Annotated in this window: 15 protein-coding genes; 14 read left to right on the top strand and 1 reads right to left on the bottom strand. The window is 71.5% G+C overall.

Features of this window, described 5'->3' with window-relative positions; genetic code table 11:
* The first annotated feature begins 25 nt into the window (after window positions 1–25).
* The 13 genes from mrdA to obgE all read left to right on the top strand — a co-directional run bounded on the left by mrdA (window position 26) and on the right by obgE (window position 18,764).
* Window positions 26–2,191, top strand: coding sequence for a penicillin-binding protein 2 (gene mrdA, locus ACZ601_RS07790; protein WP_469534365.1), 2,166 nt, complete (start codon window positions 26–28; stop codon window positions 2,189–2,191).
* Window positions 2,191–3,381: a rod shape-determining protein RodA gene (rodA, locus tag ACZ601_RS07785; RefSeq protein ID WP_440573996.1), complete on the top strand. Its 1,191-nt coding sequence runs from the start codon at window positions 2,191–2,193 to the stop codon at window positions 3,379–3,381. The genes mrdA and rodA overlap by 1 nt, the downstream gene beginning before the upstream one ends.
* Window positions 3,382–3,431: 50 nt before the next feature.
* Window positions 3,432–4,958 carry a CYTH and CHAD domain-containing protein gene (locus ACZ601_RS07780; RefSeq protein WP_469534358.1) on the top strand — a complete coding sequence of 509 codons (1,527 nt, stop codon included), beginning with the start codon at window positions 3,432–3,434 and terminating at the stop codon, window positions 4,956–4,958.
* Between the two features lie 50 nt (window positions 4,959–5,008).
* Window positions 5,009–6,934, top strand: a complete 1,926-nt coding sequence (locus ACZ601_RS07775; RefSeq protein WP_469534355.1) for a TIGR03960 family B12-binding radical SAM protein — start codon at window positions 5,009–5,011, stop codon at window positions 6,932–6,934.
* A 104-nt stretch (window positions 6,935–7,038) separates the two neighbouring features.
* The gene (locus tag ACZ601_RS07770) at window positions 7,039–8,229 is read left to right on the top strand and encodes a hypothetical protein (protein ID WP_469534352.1); all 1,191 of its coding nucleotides are present in this window, start codon (window positions 7,039–7,041) and stop codon (window positions 8,227–8,229) included.
* 122 nt (window positions 8,230–8,351) lie between these two features.
* On the top strand, window positions 8,352–9,134 hold the full coding sequence (locus tag ACZ601_RS07765; protein ID WP_440573992.1) for a TIGR03936 family radical SAM-associated protein: 783 nt from the start codon (window positions 8,352–8,354) through the stop codon (window positions 9,132–9,134).
* Between the two features lie 231 nt (window positions 9,135–9,365).
* Window positions 9,366–13,484 (top strand): Rne/Rng family ribonuclease, encoded by a 4,119-nt coding sequence (locus tag ACZ601_RS07760; RefSeq protein WP_469534348.1) that lies wholly within the window; start codon window positions 9,366–9,368, stop codon window positions 13,482–13,484.
* Between the two features lie 121 nt (window positions 13,485–13,605).
* A complete protein-coding gene (gene galU / locus ACZ601_RS07755) occupies window positions 13,606–14,496 on the top strand; it encodes a UTP--glucose-1-phosphate uridylyltransferase GalU (protein ID WP_469534346.1) in 891 nt (296 codons plus the stop codon).
* Between the two features lie 99 nt (window positions 14,497–14,595).
* Entirely contained in the window at window positions 14,596–15,348 is a 753-nt protein-coding gene (locus tag ACZ601_RS07750) for a phosphocholine cytidylyltransferase family protein (RefSeq protein ID WP_469534343.1), read from the top strand.
* Window positions 15,336–16,397: an iron-containing alcohol dehydrogenase family protein gene (locus tag ACZ601_RS07745; protein WP_440573988.1), complete on the top strand. Its 1,062-nt coding sequence runs from the start codon at window positions 15,336–15,338 to the stop codon at window positions 16,395–16,397. The genes ACZ601_RS07750 and ACZ601_RS07745 overlap by 13 nt, the downstream gene beginning before the upstream one ends.
* A 196-nt stretch (window positions 16,398–16,593) precedes the next feature.
* Window positions 16,594–16,914, top strand: a complete 321-nt coding sequence (gene rplU, locus ACZ601_RS07740; protein WP_024494442.1) for a 50S ribosomal protein L21 — start codon at window positions 16,594–16,596, stop codon at window positions 16,912–16,914.
* 14 nt (window positions 16,915–16,928) lie between these two features.
* Complete coding sequence (gene rpmA / locus ACZ601_RS07735) at window positions 16,929–17,186, top strand: 50S ribosomal protein L27 (RefSeq protein ID WP_018103204.1); 258 nt, start codon at window positions 16,929–16,931, stop codon at window positions 17,184–17,186.
* 138 nt (window positions 17,187–17,324) lie between these two features.
* Entirely contained in the window at window positions 17,325–18,764 is a 1,440-nt protein-coding gene (obgE, locus tag ACZ601_RS07730) for a GTPase ObgE (RefSeq protein ID WP_469534338.1), read from the top strand.
* A gap of 75 nt (window positions 18,765–18,839) precedes the next feature.
* Here the strand turns inward: obgE and ACZ601_RS07725 are convergent, their stop codons facing one another.
* Window positions 18,840–21,071, bottom strand: coding sequence for a bifunctional glycosyltransferase/CDP-glycerol:glycerophosphate glycerophosphotransferase (locus ACZ601_RS07725; RefSeq protein ID WP_469534335.1), 2,232 nt, complete (start codon window positions 21,069–21,071; stop codon window positions 18,840–18,842).
* Between the two features lie 206 nt (window positions 21,072–21,277).
* Here ACZ601_RS07725 and galE point away from each other — a divergent pair, with 206 nt between their 5' ends.
* Entirely contained in the window at window positions 21,278–22,249 is a 972-nt protein-coding gene (gene galE, locus ACZ601_RS07720; RefSeq protein WP_469534332.1) for a UDP-glucose 4-epimerase GalE, read from the top strand.
* The last annotated feature ends 41 nt before the right edge of the window (window positions 22,250–22,290 follow it).

Raw genomic sequence — 22,290 nt, 5'->3', positions numbered from 1 at the left:
GCCCGACCACCACCGGGGGCGCCCCGTGACCAACATCCCGGAGACGGGCCGGACCCAGCGGGTCCAGATCCGCCTCATCGTCATCCAGGTCCTCGTCTTCTCCCTGCTGCTCACCCTCGGCGGCCGGCTCTGGTACCTCCAGATCCGCAACGGCCAGGAGTACTCCGACGAGGCGAAGAACAACCACGTCCAGCAGGTCGTCCAGCCCGCCGCCCGAGGCTCCATCCTCGACGCCCGCGGCGTGCCGCTGGCCGACAACGAGACCCGGCTCGTCGTTTCCGCCAGCCGCACCGAGCTGCTGAAGACGGACGACGACGGCAAGGGCGTGCTGACCCGGCTGGCCGGCGTCCTGGACATGAAGCCCAAGGACGTCATCGACAAGGTCCGGCTCTGCGACGCGAAGACCCCGCAGCCCTGCTGGAACGGTTCGCCCTACCAGCCGATCCCGGTCACCGACGAGGCCACCACCCAGCAGGCCCTGACGATCCGCGAGCGCGCCGAGGACTTCCCCGGCATCACCGCGGAGCCCACCGCCGTACGCCGCTACGCCGCACCCGGCAAGGCCAACACCGCCCAGGTCCTCGGCTACCTCTCGCCCGTCACCGACGACGAGATCACCAAGGCCCAGGACAGCGACTCGCCCTACCTGCGCTCCGACCAGGTCGGCCGCTCCGGCCTGGAGCGCACGTACGACAAGGAGCTGCGCGGCAAGGCGGGCGTCACCCGTTACGAGGTCGACAACCTCGGCCGGGTCATCGGCCAGGCGAAGAACGACGAGGCGGAGGCCGGCTCCAGTGTCGTCACCTCGATCGACGCCCGGGTCCAGGCCGTCGCGGAGTACGAGCTGAACCAGGCCATGAAGACGGCCCGCACCGAGTTCGACACCAACACCGGCGAGAACTACAAGGCCGACTCCGGCGCCGTCGTCGTCATGGAGGCCAAGACCGGCCGGGTCGTCTCGATGGCCTCGCTGCCCAACTACGACCCCAACGCCTGGGTCGGCGGCATCTCCGGCAAGGACTACGCCAAGCTCACCGGCAAGAACTCCAACTTCCCGCTGCTGAACCGGGCCATCCAGGGCCAGGCGGCCCCCGGCTCCATCTTCAAGGTCATCTCCTCGACCGCCGCGGTCAACGCCGGATACCCCTTCAACGGCAACTACCCCTGCCCCAGCTCGTACTCCATCGGCGGCCAGACCTTCAAGAACTTCGAGTCCCAGGGCTACGGCGACATCACCATCGGCCGCGCCCTGGAGGTCTCCTGCGACACCGTGTACTACGGCATCGCGCACAAGGAGTGGGCGAAGGACGGCGGGAACAACCCGAAGAAGAAGCCCAACGACTGGTTCTACAAGACCGCCCACCAGTTCGGCCTCGGCAAGGAGACCGGCATCGACCTCCCCAACGAGGTCAGCGGCCGGGTCCCGGACCGCCAGTGGAAGCAGAACTTCGCCAAGGCCAACCACGCCTCCTGGTGCAAGCAGGGCAAGAAGGACGGCACATACGTCGAGAAGATCGCCTACGAGAACTGCCTCGAAGGCGACAAGATGCGTGCCGGTGACTCCGTCAACTACTCGATCGGCCAGGGCGACACCCTCGTCACGCCGATACAGATGGCGACGATCTACGGGGCCATCTCCAACGGCGGCACCCTCTACAACCCCACCGTCGGCAAGGCGATCGTGAGCGGCGACGGCAAGAGCGTCCAGGAGATCAAGCCCAAGTCGCACGGCAAGCTGCCCTTCACCCAGAAGACCCGCAACGAGATCGACGGAGCCCTCGCGGGCGTCGCGACCCGCGGCTCCGCCGCCTGGCGGTTCGGCGGCTGGCCGCAGGACAAGATCCCGATGCACGCCAAGACGGGTACGGCCGAGGTCTACGGCAAGCAGACGACCTCATGGTTCGCCACCTACACCAAGGACTACACGGTCGTCATGACGATCTCCCAGGGCGGTACGGGCTCCGGCGCCTCCGGGCCCGCCGTGCGCAACATCTACAACGCGATCTACGGTCTCGACGCCACCGGCAAGCAGGACCTCAAGAAGGCCCTGCTGCCGACCCCGCAGAAGGGCCTCCCGAAGGTCCAGACGGACGGCACCATCGACGCCCCGAAGATCAAGCCCTACGACCCCGCCTCGCAGAAGCCGCCCACCGAGCAGACGCTCGCCGCGGTGCTGGGGAGGCGCGACTGATGGCCGGATTCTCCGTCCCGCGCTACGGCCCCGAGCGGTCCGGCTGGGGCCGGCTCATGGCACGCGACTCCGTCGTGCGCCGGCTCGACTGGCCGCTCCTCGGCTCGGCGCTCGCGCTCTCCTTCATCGGCTCGCTGCTGGTCTGGTCGGCGACCCGGGGACGCGACTCGCTCACCCACGGCGACCCGTACTACTTCCTCTTCCGGCACGTCCTCAACACCGGCATCGGCCTCGTCCTGATGGTCGGCACGATCTGGCTCGGCCACCGCACCCTGCGCGGCGCGGTGCCGATCCTGTACGGACTGTCCGTACTCCTCGTGATGGCGGTCCTCACCCCGCTCGGCGCGACCGTCAACGGCGCGCACGCCTGGATCCTGCTGCCCGGCGGCTTCTCGCTCCAGCCCTCCGAGTTCACCAAGATCACGATCATTCTCGGCATGGCGATGCTGCTCGCCGCCCGGGTCGACGCGGGCGACCAGCCCCACCCCGACCACCGGACCGTCGCCAAGGCCCTCGGCCTGGCGGCGCTCCCGATGGCCGTCGTCATGGGGATGCCGGACCTCGGCTCCGTGATGGTCATGGTCGTCATCGTGCTCGGCGTGCTGCTCGCCTCCGGCGCGTCCAACCGCTGGGTCTTCGGGCTCCTCGGGGCGGGCGTGGCCGGGGCGGTCGCCATCTGGCAGCTCGGACTGCTCGACGACTACCAGATCGCACGCTTCGCCGCCTTCGCCAACCCGGCGCTCGACCCCGCCGGCGTCGGCTACAACACCAACCAGGCCCGCATCGCGATCGGCTCCGGCGGACTGCACGGCACCGGCCTCTTCCAGGGCACCCAGACCACCGGCCAGTTCGTCCCCGAACAGCAGACCGACTTCGTCTTCACCGTCGCGGGCGAGGAGCTCGGCTTCCTCGGCGCCGGACTGATCCTGGTCCTGCTCGGCGTCATCCTGTGGCGCGCCTGCCGCATCGCCCGGGAGACCACCGAGCTGTACGGCACGATCGTCGCCGCCGGAATCATCGCCTGGTTCGCCTTCCAGGCCTTCGAGAACATCGGCATGACGCTCGGCATCATGCCGGTCGCCGGACTGCCCCTGCCGTTCGTCTCCTACGGAGGGTCCTCGATGTTCGCCATCTGGGTGGCCATCGGACTGCTCCAGTCGATCAGGGTGCAACGGCCGATAACGGCCTGAGCCGTGCGGGGCCCCTGCCCAAGTCCGGACATCGCGTTTAGATTCGACTCATGGCGGACTCGAAGCGCGAGATCGAGCGGAAGTACGAAGCCAACGAGGCCACCCGGCTGCCCGACCTGAGCCGGGTGGCCGGCGTCTCGACCGTCGACCACCTGGGCGTCAGCGAACTCGACGCCGTCTACTACGACACCGAGGACCTGCGGCTCGCGGCGGCCTCCCTCACCCTGCGCCGCCGCACCGGCGGGGACGACGCGGGCTGGCACCTCAAACTCCCGGTCGCCACCGGCATCCGTGACGAGATCAGGGCCCCGCTCTCCGACACCCTGCCGCCCGAACTCGCCGCGCTGATCCGCTCCCGGGTCCGTGACGCCCCGGTCGTCCCCGTGGTCCGGCTCCGCTCCGCGCGCGACGTCCACCGACTGACCGGCCCCGACGGCGGGCTGCTCGCAGAGGTCAGCGTGGACCGGGTCAGGGCCGAGCGGCTGCACGGCGGCAGCGCCCGCACCACCCGCACCGCCTGGACCGAGATCGAGGCCGAACTGGCGGACGACGGCGACCCGGCCTTCCTCGACGCCGTCGAGCGGCGGCTCCGCAAGGCCGGGGTAAGGCCCTCCGCGTCGCCGTCCAAGCTGGCGCGGGCGCTGGACGAGACCGGCCCGAAGCGGAAACCGGCCGGCGGAAGGTCCCGGCCGCGCACCGCGGGCGACCACGTCCTCGCCTACGTACGCCACCAGATCACCGCGATCGTCGCCCTGGACCCGGCCGTCCGCCGGGGGCTGCCCGACTCGGTGCACCGGATGCGGGTCGCCACCCGCAGACTGCGCAGCGCCTTCCGGACGTACCGCAGGATCCTCGACCGGACCGTCACCGGCCCGGTGGCCGAGGAGCTGAAGTGGCTCGCGGCGGAGCTCGGCATCGACCGCGACCAGGAGGTCCTGGACGAACGGCTGCGCGCCCGGCTCGACGGGCTGCCCCGCACCCTGGTCCTCGGGCCGGTCCGGGGCCGGCTGCGGATCTGGTCGGTCGCCCGCCGCACCGGCTCCCGCGCCCGCACCGTCGCCGTACTCGACACCAGCCGCTACCTGACGCTGCTGGCGGCCCTGGACGCGCTCCTGGCGGACCCGCCCCTGCTGCCCGCCGCGGCGAAGCCGCCCGGCAAGGCGCTGCCACGCGCCCTGCGCAAGGACCACCGGCGCCTCGCGCACCGCATCGCCCACGCCCAGGAGCTGCCACCGGGACCGGAGCGCGACGTCGCCCTGCACGAGGCCCGCAAGGCGGCGAAACGCGCACGCTACGCGGCCGAGGCCGCCCGCCCCGCGCTCGGCAAACCCGCCCGGAAGTCCGCCAAGCGGCTGAAGGCCCTACAGGGTGTGCTGGGCGACCACCAGGACAGCGTGGTGGCCCGCGAGGCCCTGCGCGCCCTGGCCGTCCAGGCCCAGCTGTCCGGCGAGCCCTCGTTCACCTGGGGACTGCTGTACGGGCAGGAGGAGCGGTCGGCGGCAGCACGCGAACGGGAGCTGCCCGGGGTCTGGGCCAGGGCGTCCCGGGCCGGAATCCGGGCGGCACGGGGAAGCTGAGCGTCGCGGTACGCTGGATGGTCATCCTTGCCGGCTCTCGAAAGTTCGCGATGTCTGTCGATTCGGTCTTCCCACAGCTCGAAGCTCTGCTCCCGCATGTGCAGAAGCCCATCCAGTACGTCGGCGGTGAGCTCAACTCCACCGTCAAGCCGTGGGACGAGTGCGACGTCCGCTGGGCCCTGATGTACCCGGACGCCTACGAGGTCGGACTCCCCAACCAGGGCGTCATGATCCTCTACGAGGTGCTCAACGAGCGTCAGGGCGTCCTCGCGGAGCGCACCTACAGCGTCTGGCCGGACCTGGAGGAGCTGATGCGCGAGCACCAGGTGCCCCAGTTCACGGTGGACGGACACCGCCCGGTCAAGGCGTTCGACGTCTTCGGGCTGAGCTTCTCCACCGAGCTGGGCTACACCAACATGCTCACCGCCCTGGACCTGGCCGGCATCCCGCTGGCCGCGAAGGACCGGGACATCGACGACCCGATCGTGCTCGCGGGCGGCCACGCCGCGTTCAACCCCGAGCCGATCGCGGAGTTCATCGACTGCGCGGTCATCGGCGACGGCGAGCAGGCCGTCCTGGAGATCACCGAGATCATCAGGGCCTGGAAGGCCGAGGGCCGCCCCGGCGGCCGCGAGGAGGTGCTCTTCCGCCTCGCGAGGACCGGTGGCGTGTACGTCCCCGGCTTCTACGACGTGGAGTACCTCCCGGACGGCCGCATCGGCCGCGTCGTGCCGAACAAGTCGGGCGTGCCGTGGCGGGTGTCCAAGCACACGGTCATGGACCTCGACGAGTGGCCCTACCCCAAGCAGCCGCTCGTCCCGCTCGCCGAGACCGTCCACGAGCGGATGTCCGTGGAGATCTTCCGAGGCTGCACCCGCGGCTGCCGTTTCTGCCAGGCCGGCATGATCACGCGCCCCGTGCGGGAGCGAAGCATCACCGGCATCGGCGAGATGGTGGAGAAGGGCCTCAAGGCGACCGGCTTCGAGGAGGTCGGCCTGCTCTCGCTCTCCTCCGCGGACCACAGCGAGATCGGTGACATCGCCAAGGGCCTGGCCGACCGCTACACGGACGACAAGATCGGGCTCTCGCTGCCCTCCACCCGCGTCGACGCGTTCAACGTGGACCTGGCCAACGAGCTGACCCGCAACGGCCGCCGCTCCGGCCTCACCTTCGCCCCCGAGGGCGGCTCCGAGCGGATGCGCAAGGTCATCAACAAGATGGTCTCGGAGGAGGACCTGATCCGGACCGTCTCCACCGCGTACGGCAACGGCTGGCGGCAGGTGAAGCTGTACTTCATGTGTGGCCTGCCCACCGAGACCGACGAGGACGTCCTGCAGATCGGTGACATGGCGGTCAACGTCATCGCCAAGGGCCGCGAGGTCTCCGGGCAGAACGACATCCGCTGCACCGTCTCCATCGGCGGCTTCGTGCCCAAGCCGCACACCCCGTTCCAGTGGGCCCCGCAGCTCGGCGTAGAGGAGACCGACGCCCGGCTGGCCAAGCTCCGGGACAAGATCCGCGGCGACAAGAAGTACGGCCGCTCGATCGGCTTCCGCTACCACGACGGCAAGCCCGGCATCGTCGAGGGCCTGCTCTCCCGCGGCGACCGCCGGGTCGGTTCCGTCATCCGCGCCGTCTACGAGGCGGGCGGCCGCTTCGACGGCTGGCGCGAGCACTTCAGCTACGACCTGTGGATGAAGAGCGCCGAGAAGACGCTGCCCGGCTTCGGTGTCGACGTCGACTGGTACACCACCCGCGAGCGGACGTACGAGGAGGTCCTGCCCTGGGACCACCTCGACTCGGGCCTCGACAAGGACTGGCTCTGGGAGGACTGGCAGGACTCGCTCGACGAGACCGAGGTCGAGGACTGCCGCTGGACCCCCTGCTTCGACTGCGGGGTGTGCCCGCAGCTGGACCTCGACATCCAGATCGGCCCGACGGGCAAGAAGCTCCTCCCGCTGACCGTCGTGAAGTGACACGGCCCGCACAGGGACACCGTCCGGCTCCGGCCGGGTGACAGCTCGATGACGAAGGCCCGGCCCGGGAAACCCCCGGACCGGGCCTTCGCGTCATGGAGTGCATGGACAACGCAGAGCACCAGGCCCCCGCGCGGTACGAGAGCGGCGACGGCTGTCTGACCACCCTCGTCCGGATTCCGGTCCGGATCGTGGTCCTCGTGCTCGTCCTGCCGGTCCGGATGGTGTGGGACGCGCTCGCCGCCTGCTCCCGCGCCGCCGAACGGGTGCTGCGCCGGCCGCTGGGGCGGGCACTGTCCTGGCTGTTCCACGTCCTGGTGGCCGTTCCGGCCGGCTGGCTGTGGGAGTGGGTGCTGACACCACTGGGCCACGGGCTCCGGTGGCTGGCATGGGCGGTGCTCGTGTGGCCGTGGACCGCGCTGTGGCGGTACGTCGTGGTGCCCGGCGTGCGGTACGGGATCGTCGTTCCGCTCGGCTGGCTGTACACGGAGGTCCTCACTCCGCTCGGACACGGGCTGCGGTGGGTGTGCCTGGCGCTGCTCGCTCCCGCCGGACGCGGCGTCCTCGCGGGGATCGGATGGCTGCTCAGGGCCGTGCTCGTCCTGCCTGCCGTGGGCGTCTGGCGATATGTGCTGGTGCCCCTGGGGCTGGCCGCCGCCTGGGTGGTCCGCTGCCTGGTCCTCGTGCCCGCCCGGTGGACGTACCGGGAACTGCTCACCCCGCTGGGCCACGGCACCGCCTGGCTCCTCGATCTGCTGACCAGAGGCGTCGCCGCCGGATTCCGGGGGCTCTGGGCCGTTCTGTGCCTGCTGGTCTCGGTGCTTCTCGTCACTCCGCTCGGCTGGCTGTACCAGCGGGTGCTCGCCCCCGTGGGCCGGGAGGTCGCGGCCGCGTTCGGATTCGCCTGGCGCGCCGCCGGATTCGTCTCGCGGGCCGTCGGCCGGGGGCTGGCCCGGCTGGCGTGGTGGCTGGTCGGCGCGCCGGTGACCTGGGCGTACCGCACGGTCTGCACCCCCGTCGGGCACTTCGTGCGCGACGCCGTGTGGGCCCCGGCCCGGCGGGCCGGGGCGGCGGCGGGCCGGACCGCCCGGGACGCGATGCGCACCGCCCGCGACACCGTGCGCCAGGCGCGCCGCGACGCCTGGCGGGCACTGGTCGGCGGGCCCCGGGCGACAGAGCCCCGGGAACTGAACAGGCGGGTTGCGCGTACTCTGGGTAGTACAACGACTGTGCCCAGCGCGGCGCCCGAACCAGAGATCTCCCTGCACGGCGGGAAAGCCGCCCAGCGGGGGTGAGCCGGAGCGGACACCCCGGGCCACCCGTATTTCGAGGGCGGTGCGCCACCGCGTCCGCCCCGCACCGAGGAGAAGAACCACTGGGCAAGCGACAGCCCGAAGGCCCGCCGCCCGCACCCACAGTGCAGCGCATTCGTCTGCGCTACACGAAGCGCGGCCGCCTCCGGTTCACCAGTCACCGTGACTTCCAGCGTGCCTTCGAGCGGGCGCTGCGCCGCTCCGAGGTGCCCATGGCCTACTCGGCGGGCTTCACCCCGCATCCCAAGGTGTCCTACGCCAATGCCGCCCCCACCGGCACGGGCAGCGAGGCCGAGTTCCTGGAGATCGCCCTCAGCGAGGCGCGTGACCCCGATGTCCTGCGCGAGCTGCTGAACGACTCGCTGCCGGACGGGCTCGACATCACGGACGCCGTGGAGGCCCGTACCTCGGGCCTCGCAGACCGGCTGACCGCCTCCGTCTGGGAGATGCGGCTGGACGGGGTCTCCGCGCAGGAGGCGGAGAAGGCCGTGGCCGCCTTCAACGGGGCCGAGACCGTCGAGGTCCAGCGCCGTACGAAGAACGGCGTGCGCAGCTTCGACGCCCGTTCCGCCGTGGTGGAGCTGCGGGCCCTTGATCAACAGCCTGATAGGCCCGAGGTCAAGGCCTGTGCGATACTGCGGCTGGTTGTTCGGCACGTGACACCTGCCGTACGGCCTGACGACGTCCTGTCCGGTCTCCGCGTTGTGGCCGACCTGGCGCCGCCTGTCCCCGCTGCGGTGACCAGGCTGGCGCAGGGGCTCTTCGACGAGGAGTCCGGCACGGTGACCGACCCGCTCGCGCCTGACCGCGAGGCAGCCCCGGCCGTGCTACCCACGGCCACCGGGACCGCCGTCGCGACGGCGCCGGAAGGTGCGGGCACCGCGTAAGGCGGTCGTTGTAGCGCGGCGCTCGGACTCGGGAGCCACCTGGTCCGGGCCGCGCGCAGACCCATAAGACTTTCGCCAGGCCGTGCGCACACCGTGTACGGAACCGGCGAGCCAGACATTCAGCCCCCGTGCGGCGCCCGCGCCCCGGACGGCGGTACCGCGTAGATACGCGGACCGTGCCGGACCGGAATCAGACGCGGCGCCCGGGAGCGCGACGGGAGAACCGCCCGCATGCAAGAGCCCACAGAACCCGGCACGGCCGGGAACGCAGAAGACAGCAACACCCCCGGGGACAAGCTGCCGCCGCGCCGCAGGCGCCGTGCGGCGTCCCGCCCGGCCGGCCCGCCCTCGGGCGGCGCTCCGGGTGCGGCCGACGCGCCGGCCATACCGGCCGTTGACGCCGGAGAGTCGGACCCCAGTACCGGGAACACCAACGAGACCGAGGCCGCCCCGCCCGTCCGGGCCCGCCGCCGCGCGGTCCGCAAGGCGACCGCCCCGGCGGGTGCCCCGCAGGCCGCAGAGGTCGTGGAGCCCGCCGTGGCCCCCGAGCCCGTCGCGGCCGAGCCGGTCGAGTCGACCGAGCCGGTCGAGGCGCCGCGTGCGCGTCGTCGCGCTTCCCGCAAGGCGACCGCCCCTGCGGGCGCTCCGCAGGCCGCCGAGGCTGTGGAGATCGTCGAGGAGCCGGCGGCCCCGGTGAGCCCCGAGCCCGCAGCCGAGGAGCAGACTGAGCCGGTCGAGGCGCCGCGTGCGCGTCGTCGCGCTTCCCGCAAGGCGACCGCCCCGGCGGGTGCCCCGCAGGCCGCCGAGGCTGTGGAGATCGTCGAGGAGCCCGCCGCAGAGGCGAGCCCCGAGCCCGTCGCGGAGGCGCCGCGCGGCCGTGCCCGCCGCAGGGCCTCCGCCCCGGCCGGTGCGCCGCAGGCCACCCGCGCCGAATCCGCCGAGCCCGTCGCCGCTGCCGAGCCCGAGGAGGCCGCCCCGGCGGCTGCCGAGCCGGTCGAGGCCCCGCGCGGCCGTCGTCGTGCGGTCCGCAAGGCCACCTCCCCGGCCGGTGCCCCGCAGGCCGCGCAGGAGCGCGCTGAGGTCCAGACCGAGGTCCAGACCGGCGAGAGCCTGCCCGAGACCGCCGTCGAGGAGCTGGCAGCCGAGACCGCGGAGGTCGAGGAGGCCGCCCCGCGCGGCCGCCAGCGCCGCCGCGCCACCGCGGCCGCGGGCCGCCCCGAGTTCACCGGCAAGGTCGAGGAGCCCGTGCGCAGGAGCCGTGGCGCCGCCCGCCCCGCCGTCGCCGTGTTCCAGGCCCCGGTCTTCTCCGAGCCGATGTTCCAGACCCCGGAGACCGCTGCCGCGGCCGCCGCCGCGGGGACCGGCACGCACGACGAGGAGCCCGAGGAAGAGATCGGGACGACCGAGGAGCAGACCCCGGTCGCCGAGGCGCCCGCCCCCGCGGAGGCCCCGCAGGGCGGTTCGCGCCGCCGGCGCCGCCGTCGCGGTGAGGCCGCGGAGACCGAGCCCGCCGCCGCACCCGCTCCCGCCGCCGCCCCGGTGGAGGAGCAGGCCGCGCAGGAGGACGAGCCTTCGGGCGAGCACGACGCGGAGCACGACGGCGAGGACACCGACGAGTACGGTGACCGGCCCTCGCGCCGCCGCCGTCGCGGTGGCCGTCGCCGCCGCCGTGGCGAGTCCGCGGAGGACGAGAACACGGAGCAGCAGCACACCGAGGACACCTCCACCTCTGACCACCGCCCGGACCGCTCGGAGGACGAGCAGGAGCGCGCCCACGAGTCCGAGGACGAGGGCGACCACGACGACGACAGCGACCACGACGACTCCGGTGCCGCCGGTTCGAGCAGCAGCCGTCGTCGCCGGCGCCGCCGCCGTCGCAGCGGTGACTCCGCGTCCGACGCCGAGAACGGCACGGACGACCCGGAGCGCACGGTCGTCAAGGTCCGCGAGCCCCGTAAGAAGGAGGCCGAGCGCGAGCCCGGCACCGGCTTCGACGAGGTCCAGTCCATCAAGGGCTCGACGCGTATGGAGGCCAAGAAGCAGCGCCGCCGCGAGGGCCGCGAGCAGGGCCGCCGCCGGGTCCCGATCATCACGGAGGCGGAGTTCCTGGCCCGCCGCGAGGCCGTCGAGCGCGTCATGGTCGTCCGCCAGAGCGGCGAGCGCACCCAGATCGGCGTCCTTGAGGACAACGTGCTCGTCGAGCACTACGTCAACAAGGAGCAGGCCACCAGCTACGTCGGCAACGTCTACCTGGGCAAGGTCCAGAACGTCCTGCCGTCCATGGAGGCCGCCTTCGTCGACATCGGCAAGGGCCGCAACGCCGTCCTGTACGCCGGTGAGGTCAACTTCGAGGCGCTCGGCATGGCCCACGGGCCGCGCCGTATCGAGACCGCGCTCAAGTCCGGCCAGTCCGTCCTCGTCCAGGTGACGAAGGACCCGATCGGCCACAAGGGCGCCCGGCTCACCAGCCAGGTCTCGCTGCCCGGCCGCTACCTGGTCTACGTGCCCGAGGGCTCGATGACCGGGATCAGCCGCAAGCTGCCCGACACCGAGCGTTCCCGGCTCAAGACCATCCTCAAGAAGATCGTCCCCGAGGACGCGGGCGTCATCGTCCGCACCGCCGCGGAGGGCGCCAGCGAGGACGAGCTGCGCCGCGACGTCGAGCGGCTCCAGGGACAGTGGGAGGACATCCAGAAGAAGTCGAAGAGCAGCGGCAGCTCCAACGCGCCGACGCTGCTCTACGGCGAGCCGGACATGACCGTCCGGGTCGTCCGCGACATCTTCAACGAGGACTTCTCCAAGGTCATCGTCAGCGGCAACGAGGCGTGGGACACCATCCACGGCTACGTCTCGCACGTGGCGCCCGACCTGACGGACCGGCTGTCGCGGTGGACCTCGGAGGTCGACATCTTCGCGACCTACCGGATCGACGAGCAGCTCATGAAGGCGCTGGACCGCAAGGTCTACCTGCCGAGCGGTGGCTCGCTGGTGATCGACAAGACCGAGGCGATGGTCGTCGTCGACGTCAACACCGGCAAGTTCACCGGTCAGGGTGGCAACCTCGAAGAGACCGTCACCAAGAACAACCTGGAGGCGGCCGAGGAGATCGTGCGCCAGCTGCGGCTGCGCGACCTCGGCGGCATCGTCGTCGTCGACTTCATCGACATGGTGCTGGAGTCCAACCGGGATCTGGTGCTGCGGCGTCTTCTGGAGTGCCTGGGACGCGACCGTACGAAGCACCAGGTCGCGGAGGTCACCTCGCTGGGCCTGGTCCAGATGACCCGTAAGCGGGTCGGACAGGGTCTGCTGGAGTCCTTCTCCGAGACCTGCGTCCACTGCAACGGTCGCGGCGTGATCGTGCACATGGAGCAGCCCACCTCCGCGGGCGGTGGCGGCGGCAACGGCAAGCGGTCGAAGAAGCGCCGGGGCGGTTCCGGCCAGGACCACGAGCACGAGCACGGCCACGAGCACGAGCAGGATCACGACAACGAGGCCGAGACCGAGGCCGAGGTGGCGGCCGAGGTCGCCGCTCCGCTGGCGCTGCCCGAGCCGGAGTTCGTCGCGGACGAGGAGCTGTACAGCAGCGCGGCAGAGGCCGAGGCGGCAGCAGGGCGCGGCCGTGGCCGTCGCCGGGCGACCCGTAAGGCGACCGCCCCGGCAGGTGCGCCGAAGCAGGCGTCCGCGCCCGCTCCGGTGGCCGAGCCGGTCGTCGAGCCGGAGCCCGTCGTGGCGCCCGAGCCGCAGCCCGAGGCCGTCCCGGAGCCGGTCGCGGAGGCCCCGGCCGCCGAGGCGCCCCAGGGCCGTCCGCGTCGCCGGGCGACCCGCAAGGCGACCGCCCCGGCGGGTTCGCCGGCCCCGGCGGAGCCGGTGGCCGAGCCGGCCCCGGCCGTCCAGGCGCCGGTCTCCGACGCCGATCCGGTCGCCGCGGAGGACCCGGTCGCCGAGGCTCCGCACGTGGAGGTCCCGGCGGAGGAGCCGGCCGCACCGCCGCGTGCCCGTCGCCGGGCGACCCGTAAGGCCACCGCGCCCGCGGGCTCTCCGGCAGGCACCGAAGAGGCCGCGACCGTCGTGGTGACGGCTTCCCCGGAGGCCGAGACCGAGGCCGAGCCGGCGCCCGCGAGCGACGCCGACGCCGAGTCCGACGCCGCACCGGCCAAGAAGGCGGCCCGCAAGACCGCCAAGAAGGCCACGGCCAAGAAGGCGGCCACGAAGAAGGCCACCACCACGAAGACGGCCGCCAAGAAGACCGCCGCGAAGAAGACGACGGCCAAGAAGGCGGCAGCGAAGAAGACGGTGGCGGCGGAGCAGCAGTCGCCGTCCTCCGTCACGGCTTCGGCGGACGAGGTCTGACCGGCCTCGCACCGTGTGCCCGTACGCAGCCGGACCGGTTCCCCCACAGGAACCGGGCCGGCTGCGTACTGCCGCTCCCGGCGCACCACAACCGTCCTCGTGGACACGGAAGTCTGAGTACATGCGCAAGATCCAGAAGGCCGTCATACCGGCAGCGGGGCTCGGTACCCGGTTCCTGCCGGCGACGAAGGCGACGCCCAAGGAGATGCTGCCGGTGGTCGACAAGCCGGCGATCCAGTACGTCGTGGAGGAGGCCGTCGCCGCGGGACTGAGCGACGTGCTGATGATCACCGGGCGCAACAAGCGCGCCCTGGAGGACCACTTCGACCGGAACTACGAGCTGGAGTCGGCGCTGACCCGCAAGGGCGACGACGAGCGGCTGGTCCGGGTCCAGGAGTCCAGCGAGCTGGCGACCATGCACTACGTCCGCCAGGGTGACCCGCGCGGCCTCGGCCACGCCGTCCTGTGCGCGGAGCCCCATGTGGGCGACGAGCCGTTCGCGGTGCTCCTGGGCGACGACCTGATCGACCCGCGCGACCCGCTGCTGGCGCGGATGACCGAGATCCAGGAGCGCGAGGGCGGCAGCGTCGTCGCGCTGATGGAGGTGGCGCCCGAGCAGGTCCACATGTACGGCTGCGCCGCGGTCGAGGCCACCGCGCAGGACGATGTGGTGAGGGTCACCGGGCTGGTCGAGAAGCCGGAGCCGGTCGAGGCGCCCAGCAACCTCGCCGTCATCGGGCGCTACGTCCTGGACCCCGCGGTCTTCGGCGTGCTGCGCGAGACGGAGCCCGGCCGGGGCGGCGAGATCCAGCTGACGGACGCCCTCCAGCAGCTGGCCGTCGACGAGAAGCTCGGCGGCCCGGTCCACGGCGTCGTCTTCCGCGGCCGCCGCTACGACACCGGCGACCGGGGCGACTACCTGCGGGCCATCGTCAGACTCGCCTGCGAGCGCGAGGACCTGGGCCCCGACTTCCGTAACTGGCTGCGCGGTTACGTGGCGGCCGAGCTCTGAGAGGCTGTCGGGGCCGTTCCCGTACAGCACCCGGACCCACCACCCGGGACACCCGCACCAAGGCCCACCGAGGCCCACCAAGGAACAAGGAGAACCCTCATGATCGGCATGATTCTGGCGGCCGGCGCAGGCCGTCGTCTGCGCCCCTACACCGACACGCTGCCCAAGGCCCTGGTGCCGGTCGGCCCCGAGGGGAACGAGGAGAGCCTGACCGTCGTCGACCTGACGCTCGGCAACTTCGCCGAGGTCGGTCTGACCGAGGTCGCGATCATCGTGGGCTACCGCAAGGAGGCCCTGTACGAGCGCAAGGCCGCCCTGGAGGCCAAGTACGGCGTCACCCTCACGCTGATCGACAACGACAAGGCCGAGGAGTGGAACAACGCCTACTCCCTCTGGTGCGGCCGTGACGCCCTCAAGGACGGCGTGATCCTCGCCAACGGCGACACCGTGCACCCCGTCTCCGTGGAGAAGACGCTGCTGGCCGCGCGCGGCGACGGCAAGAAGATCATCCTCGCCCTCGACACGGTGAAGACACTCGCCGACGAGGAGATGAAGGTCGTCGCAGACCCTTCGAAGGGCGTCCAGCGGATCACCAAGCTGATGGACCCGGCCGAGGCCACCGGCGAGTACATCGGCGTCACCCTCATCGAGGGCGAAGCGGCCGCGGAGCTGGCCGACGCGCTGAAGACCACCTTCGAGCGGGACCCGGACCTCTACTACGAGGACGGCTACCAGGAGCTCGTCAACCGAGGCTTCAAGGTCGACGTGGAGCCGATCGGTGACATCAAGTGGGTGGAGATCGACAACCACGAGGACCTGGCCAAGGGCAGGACCATCGCGTGCCAGTACTGACCCGGCTGATCCCCGCGCCGGTCGTCGTCGACATCCGGGCCGGCGCGCTGGCGGATCTGGCGGGTGTACTGGCCGATCAGCGCATCTCCGGCTCCGGGAAGCTGGCGATAGCGATCAGCGGGGGCTCCGGCCTGGCGCTGCGGGAACGGCTGTCCGACAGCCTGCCGGGGGCCTCCTGGTTCGAGGTCGGCGGCGGCACGCTGAACGACGCCGTCAAGCTGGCGGAGCAGATGAAGTCCGGACGGTACGACGCCGTGGTCGGCCTCGGCGGCGGCAAGATCATCGACTGCGCCAAGTTCGCCGCGGCCCGCATCGGGCTGCCGCTGGTCGCCGTGGCGACGAACCTGTCGCACGACGGTCTGTGCTCCCCGGTGGCCACGCTGGACAACGACGCGGGCCGGGGCTCCTACGGGGTCCCGAACCCGATCGCCGTCGTCATCGACCTCGACATCATCCGGGAGGCCCCGGTCCGCTTCGTGCGGTCCGGGATCGGGGACGCGCTCTCGAACATCTCCGCCGTGGCGGACTGGGAGCTCGCCCACCGGGTCAACGGCGAGGACATCGACGGACTGGCCGCGGCGATGGCCCGGCAGGCGGGCGAGGCCGTGCTGCGGCACCCCGGGTCCCTGGACGAGGACCGGTTCCTCCAGGTGCTGGCGGAGGGCCTGGTGCTCACCGGGATCTCGATGTCGGTGGCGGGTGACAGCCGGCCCGCCTCCGGTGCCTGCCACGAGATCAACCACGCCTTCGACCTGCTGTTCCCCCGGCGGGCGGCCAGCCACGGGGAGCAGTGCGGTCTGGGTGCGGCCTTCGCCATGTATCTGCGCGGCGCCCACCAGGAGTCCGCGCGGATGGCCGCGACGCTGCGGCGCCACGGCCTGCCGGTCACCGCGCGGGAGATCGGGTTCAGCGTGGACGAGTTCGTCTCCGTGGTCGAGTTCGCGCCCCGGACCAGGCCGGGCCGGTACACGATCCTGGAACACCTGAACCTGTCCCCGGACGGGATCAGGGAGGCCTACGCCGGCTACGTCGCGGCGGCCGAAGCCTGAAACGGGGCCCGGTTTGACCGGGGTGTCCCGGGCCCCGTAATCTTGACCGTCGGCGTTTGTTTCGCCACACCTCTGAGCACTGACCTCCCGCTCGTACGGGAGAGGCCGCTCGTCCAATCCGGATCGTCTCGGGTCCCCGGACCCGTGTGAGCGGCTGGCTTCAGGGGTTTCCGCTTCGAGTGAGAGTGAGATCCGCGTGTACGCCATCGTGCGCAGCGGTGGTCGCCAGCACAAGGTTGCTGTCGGCGACATCGTTGAGGTTGACAAGATTCCCACCGCCAGTGTTGGCGACACGGTAGAGCTCTCTACCCTGCTCGTTGTCGACGGCGACGCCGTGACCAGCGACCCGTGGGTGCTTGACGGCATCAAGGTCCAGGCCGAGATCGTGGACCACCACAAGGGCGCGAAGATCGACATCCTTCGCTACAAGAACAAGACCGGCTACCGCCGTCGCCAGGGTCACCGCCAGCAGTACACGGCGATCAAGGTCACCGGTATCCCCGCGGCTGCGAAGTAAGGGACTGAGGAGACATGGCACATAAGAAGGGCGCATCGTCCACTCGGAACGGGCGCGACTCCAATGCTCAGCGGCTCGGCGTGAAGCGCTTCGGCGGTCAGGCCGTCAACGCCGGTGAGATCCTGGTCCGCCAGCGCGGCACCCACTTCCACCCGGGCACGGGCGTCGGCCGTGGCGGCGACGACACGCTGTTCGCCCTCGCCGCCGGTGCGGTCGAGTTCGGCACGCACCGTGGCCGCAAGGTCGTGAACATCGTTCCGATCGCCGGCTGATTCTCGGCGCTCGTAGAACGGTTTGACGTGGAGGCGGACCTCACTTCCTGTTCCGGGAAGTGGGTCCGCCTTTCGCGTGTTGCCCCTGAGGGGCACGAGCGAGACTTTTCTGCACGTATGTAACTGGAGGTTCCAACCATGACCACCTTCGTGGACCGCGTCGAGCTGCATGCCGCCGCGGGTAACGGGGGCCACGGCTGCGCCTCCGTTCACCGTGAGAAGTTCAAGCCGCTCGGCGGCCCGGACGGCGGCAACGGCGGCCGGGGCGGCGATGTGACCCTGATCGTCGACCAGGCCGTCACCACCCTCCTCGACTACCACCACCACCCCCACCGCAAGGCCACCAACGGCCAGCCCGGTGCCGGTGACAACCGCACCGGCAAGGAGGGCCAGGACCTGGTCCTGCCCGTGCCGGACGGCACTGTCGTGCTCGACAAGGACGGCAACGTCCTCGCGGACCTGGTCGGCCAGGGCACCATGTTCGTCGCCGGTCAGGGCGGCCGGGGCGGCCTCGGCAACGGCGCGCTGGCCTCCGCCCGGCGCAAGGCCCCCGGCTTCGCGCTGCTCGGCGAGCCCGGTGAGAGCCGGGACATCGTCCTGGAGCTCAAGACCGTCGCGGACGTCGCCCTGGTGGGCTACCCGAGCGCCGGCAAGTCCTCGCTGATCTCCGTCCTGTCCGCCGCCAAGCCGAAGATCGCGGACTACCCGTTCACGACCCTGGTCCCGAACCTCGGCGTCGTCACCGCGGGCTCCACCGTCTACACCATCGCGGACGTCCCCGGCCTGATCCCGGGCGCCAGCCAGGGCAAGGGCCTCGGCCTGGAGTTCCTGCGGCACGTCGAGCGCTGCTCGGTCCTCGTGCACGTACTGGACACCGCGACGCTGGAGTCCGACCGCGACCCGCTCTCCGACCTCGACATGATCGAGGAGGAGCTGAAGCTGTACGGGGGTCTGGAGGACCGGCCCCGCATCGTCGTCCTCAACAAGATCGACATCCCGGACGGCCAGGACCTCGCGGAGATGATCCGCCCGGACCTGGAGGCCCGCGGCTATCGCGTCTTCGAGGTGTCCGCCGTCGCCCGCACCGGGCTCAAGGAGCTCTCCTTCGCGCTGGCCGGTGTCATCGCCGAGGCGCGCGCCGCCAAGCCGGTGGAGGAGGCGACCCGCGTCGTCATCCGGCCCAAGGCCGTGGATGACGCCGGTTTCACCGTGACGCTGGAGGACGACGGCATCTACCGGGTGCGCGGCGAGAAGCCGGAGCGCTGGGTGCGCCAGACCGACTTCAACAACGACGAGGCCGTCGGCTACCTCGCGGACCGGCTGAACCGGCTCGGTGTCGAGGACGAGCTGCGCAAGGCGGGCGCCCGCGCGGGCGACGGAGTGGCCATCGGCGCCGAGGACAACGCCGTCGTCTTCGACTGGGAGCCGACCGTGACGGCCGGTGCCGAGATGCTCGGCCGCCGTGGCGAGGACCACCGCCTGGAGGAGCCGCGCCCGGCCGCGCAGCGCCGTCGCGACCGCGAGGACGAGCGCGACGACATCAGCAAGGAGTACCAGGAGTTCGACCCGTTCGCGTAAGCGACGAGACGCCTGCGCCGGTCCCGGTTCCCCTTGGGGGAGCCGGGACCGCGTGGTTTCCGGGAGGCCGGGCCGTCAGGGCCGGGCGGACTGCTCCAGGGCCTCGGCGGGGGAGGGCGCCGGGGTGCGCTCGTCGAGCGGGACGAACGGGAGCATCGTCTCCTCGCCCAGGAACACCCGGCGCACCACGCGTTCGGCGGCGCGGCCGTCGTCGTAGTCGCAGAAGCGCTCCCGGAACGCCCGGCGCAGCCCCGCCGACTCCTCGCTCCGCCACTCCCGGGAGCCCAGGACGGAGGCGAGCTGCGCCTGGCTGGTCGCCACCGGGCCCGGGGGCTCGGCCATCAGATCGAAGTAGGTGCCGCGCACGGCCCGGTAGGTGTCCCAGTCGTCGGCGTAGATCACGACCGGCCGGTCCAGGTTGGCGTAGTCGAACATCGCCGAGGAGTAGTCCGTGATCAGGGCGTCCGCCGCGAGGTAGAGCTGCTCGACGTTCCCGTGCGCCGAGACGTCGATGATCCGGCCGCTGGCCTGCAGGTCGGCGAGCCGGCCGGTCGGCTTGTAGAAGTAGTGGCCGCGCACCAGCAGGGTCACGTCCGGGCCCAGTTCCTCGGCCAGCCTCGGCAGGTCGAGCCGAGGGGCGAAGGACTTCTCGTACTCGCGGTGGGTCGGCGCGTAGAGGAAGGCCGTCGAGCCGTTCGCCAGGCCGAGTTCGCTCCTGGCCCGTGAGACATCCGCCGCGGTGGCGTTGAGGAGTACGTCGTTGCGCGGGTAGCCGGTCTCCAGGGAGGTGTACCGGCAGGGGTACACCCGCTCCCACACGCTGGTGGAGAAGCGGTTGGCGGACAGGCTGTAGTCCCAGCGGTCGCACCGGCGGAGCAGCTTCTCCATGTCCATGCTGGTGGACGCGGGGTACTGGGCCTGGTCGAGGCCCATCGTCTTCAGCGGGGTGCCGTGGTGGGTCTGCAGATGGATCTGGCCCTCGCGCTTGATGACGGTGTCGCCGAAGTTCACGTTGTTCGTGAGGTACTTCGCGCGGGCCATCACCGACCAGTACGCGCGGGACCCGACCACGACCGCCTCGACGCCCTTGGGCACCCGGTCGCGGTGCTCGGACCTGACCGCCCAGACCCGGCGCATGTCCGGGGCCAGCCGGCCGAGCTCCGCCTCGATGGCCGCGGGGTTGCAGGAGTAGCCGCGGCCCCAGTACGCGGAGAACACCGCGAGCTTGTCGTCCAGCGGCATGCGCAGCTGGGACTTGTAGAACATGCCGAGCGCGGCGCGCTTGGCCCGGCCGACGCCGGCCCGGCCGCCCAGCTTGGCCAGGTTGCGCACGTTGTTGACCCGGGTGACGCCGACCAGTGCCGGGTAGGAGCCGAGGCCGAGCAGGGCGTACTTGTAGCCCTTGCCGCCCGGCGGCCGCCGGAAGCCCTCCGGGAGGCGGCTGCGGTAGTCCTTGGCCGCGCGTTGGAAGAACTCGGCGCGGGCGTTCTTCGGCAGCCGGCCCGGCTTCTCCAGGACGGTCAGGAAGTGGTCGGTCATCTTCCCGAAGAGCGCCGGGCGCCAGGAAGCCAGCTCCGGCCGCGCGTCCAGGTAGGCGAAGACGCGGTCGTACTGGTCGAAGACGTCGAAGTGCTTGCGGCTGACCGTGCGGAGGATGTTCCCGCCCTCGCGCCGCTGCCGGTACAGCACGCAGGAGCGGTCCAGGACGGCGATGGTCTGCGCCGAGATCAGCGAGGAGAACGTCCACGGCGCGTCCTCGTAGTAGCCGGGCGGGAAGCGGAATCCGTGCTCGGTGACGAATGCGCGGCGGTAGGCCTTGTTCCACACGATCTGCAGCAGATCCAGCAGCTGCGGCCGGTCCGCCAGCGCGAAGACGGCGGGACCGCTCTCGTCCACCAGCTCCGCGCGCTTATTGCGCAGCAGCCGCCCGTCCCAGTAGGTGCGGGTGTAGTCGAAGACCAGGACGTCGGGGTCGTCCGTCGCGTCGAGGCGCGCCGCGATGGCCGCCAGCGAACCCGGGGCCAGGGTGTCGTCGCTGTCGAGGAACAGCAGATAGTCACCGGCCGCCTCGTCCATCCCCGCGTTGCGCGCGTGTCCCAGACCCACGTTCTCGGTGAGGTGGAGCACCCGGACGCGGGCGTCGCGTTCGGCGTATGTGTCGAGGATCGCTCCGGATCCGTCCGGCGAGCAGTCGTCGACGCCGATGATCTCGAAGTCGGTGAAGTCCTGCTGGAGCACGGAGTCGAGACACTCCCCGATGTACCCCTGCACGTTGTACGCAGGCACGATGAGTGTCAGTCGGGGCATCGTCCACCAGTCCAGAGAGCTGTCCGAGGGTGTGTGCGAGGTGCGCGGTGCGCACCGCCGAACAGTGCGGCGGAGTCCAGCACCCGGACAGCGTAATTGATTGCTGTCAGCCATCTTTGAGCGGCAAGGGCGGGTCCGCAGGTCCGACTTTCCGGGCACGTAGGGTGAACGGGACGGGTATGGCCTCGGACAGGGAGACGCGCGACATGACCTGGATGGTTACGGGCGGAGCGGGATACATCGGCGCACACGTCGTGCGTGCGATGCTCGCGGGCGGTCAGCGGGTCGTCGTGTACGACGACCTGTCGACCGGGAGCGCCGGGAAGGTGCCCGCAGGGGTGCCCCTGGTGACCGGCAGCGTCCTGGACCGGCCGGCCCTGGACGCGGCGATCCGCGACCACGGGGTCACCGGTGTGGTGCACATCGCGGGCAAGAAGCAGGTGGGCGAGTCCGTCGAGCGGCCCCTGCACTACTACCGCGAGAACGTGACGGGCCTGGAGGTGCTGCTGGAGAGCATGGTCGACGCGGGCGTCGACCGGCTGGTGTTCTCCTCCTCCGCCGCCGTCTACGGCATGCCCGACGTCACCCTCGTCACCGAAGAGACCCCGTGCGCGCCGATGAGCCCGTACGGCGAGACCAAGCTCGTCGGGGAGTGGCTGATCCGCGCCGCCGCCCGCGCCCACGGGCTGCGCTGCGCCTCGCTCCGCTACTTCAACGTGGCCGGTGCGGCGGAGCCGGAGCTGGCCGACGCCGGGGTGTTCAACCTGATCCCGATGGTCTTCGAGCGCCTGGAGGCCGGCGAGGGCCCGCGGATCTTCGGCGACGACTACGCGACGCCGGACGGCACCTGCGTGCGCGACTACATCCACGTCGAGGACATCGCCTCCGCCCACCTCGCGGCCGCGCGCCGGCTTGAGGACGCGGAGCGCGGTACGGATCTCACGCTCAACATCGGACGCGGCGAGGGCAGTTCCGTACGGGAGATGGTCGACCGGATCCTCAAGGTGACGGACAACGGGGACATCGCCCCCGAGGTGACCGCCCGCCGGCCCGGCGACCCGGCGCGGGTGGTCGCGGCCGCAGACCGGATCCGGGCGGAGCTGGGCTGGTCGGCCCGGTACGGCGTGGACGAGATGATCGACTCCGCCTGGCAGGGCTGGCGGCTGCGCCACCCGTAGGCCGGGCCCACGGGTGGCGGGGCCCACGGGTGGCGGGGCCC

The organism is Streptomyces sp. NPDC104307 (assembly GCF_055584045.1).
Note: the sequence above shows the minus strand (reverse complement) of the source record. Positions and strands in the feature narration are given on the sequence as shown.

Bases quoted from the DNA above. Each gene is read 5' to 3' on its own strand.
- ACZ601_RS07725 (WP_469534335.1), bottom strand. From the start codon at position 21,071: ATGCCCCGACTGACACTCATCGTGCCTGCGTACAACGTGCAGGGGTAC.
- rodA (WP_440573996.1), top strand. From the start codon at position 2,191: ATGGCCGGATTCTCCGTCCCGCGCTACGGCCCCGAGCGGTCCGGCTGG.
- ACZ601_RS07760 (WP_469534348.1), top strand. From the start codon at position 9,366: ATGCAAGAGCCCACAGAACCCGGCACGGCCGGGAACGCAGAAGACAGC.
- ACZ601_RS07775 (WP_469534355.1), top strand. From the start codon at position 5,009: ATGTCTGTCGATTCGGTCTTCCCACAGCTCGAAGCTCTGCTCCCGCAT.
- ACZ601_RS07780 (WP_469534358.1), top strand. From the start codon at position 3,432: ATGGCGGACTCGAAGCGCGAGATCGAGCGGAAGTACGAAGCCAACGAG.
- galU (WP_469534346.1), top strand. From the start codon at position 13,606: ATGCGCAAGATCCAGAAGGCCGTCATACCGGCAGCGGGGCTCGGTACC.
- rpmA (WP_018103204.1), top strand. From the start codon at position 16,929: ATGGCACATAAGAAGGGCGCATCGTCCACTCGGAACGGGCGCGACTCC.
- ACZ601_RS07770 (WP_469534352.1), top strand. From the start codon at position 7,039: ATGGACAACGCAGAGCACCAGGCCCCCGCGCGGTACGAGAGCGGCGAC.
- galE (WP_469534332.1), top strand. From the start codon at position 21,278: ATGACCTGGATGGTTACGGGCGGAGCGGGATACATCGGCGCACACGTC.
- ACZ601_RS07750 (WP_469534343.1), top strand. From the start codon at position 14,596: ATGATCGGCATGATTCTGGCGGCCGGCGCAGGCCGTCGTCTGCGCCCC.
- obgE (WP_469534338.1), top strand. From the start codon at position 17,325: ATGACCACCTTCGTGGACCGCGTCGAGCTGCATGCCGCCGCGGGTAAC.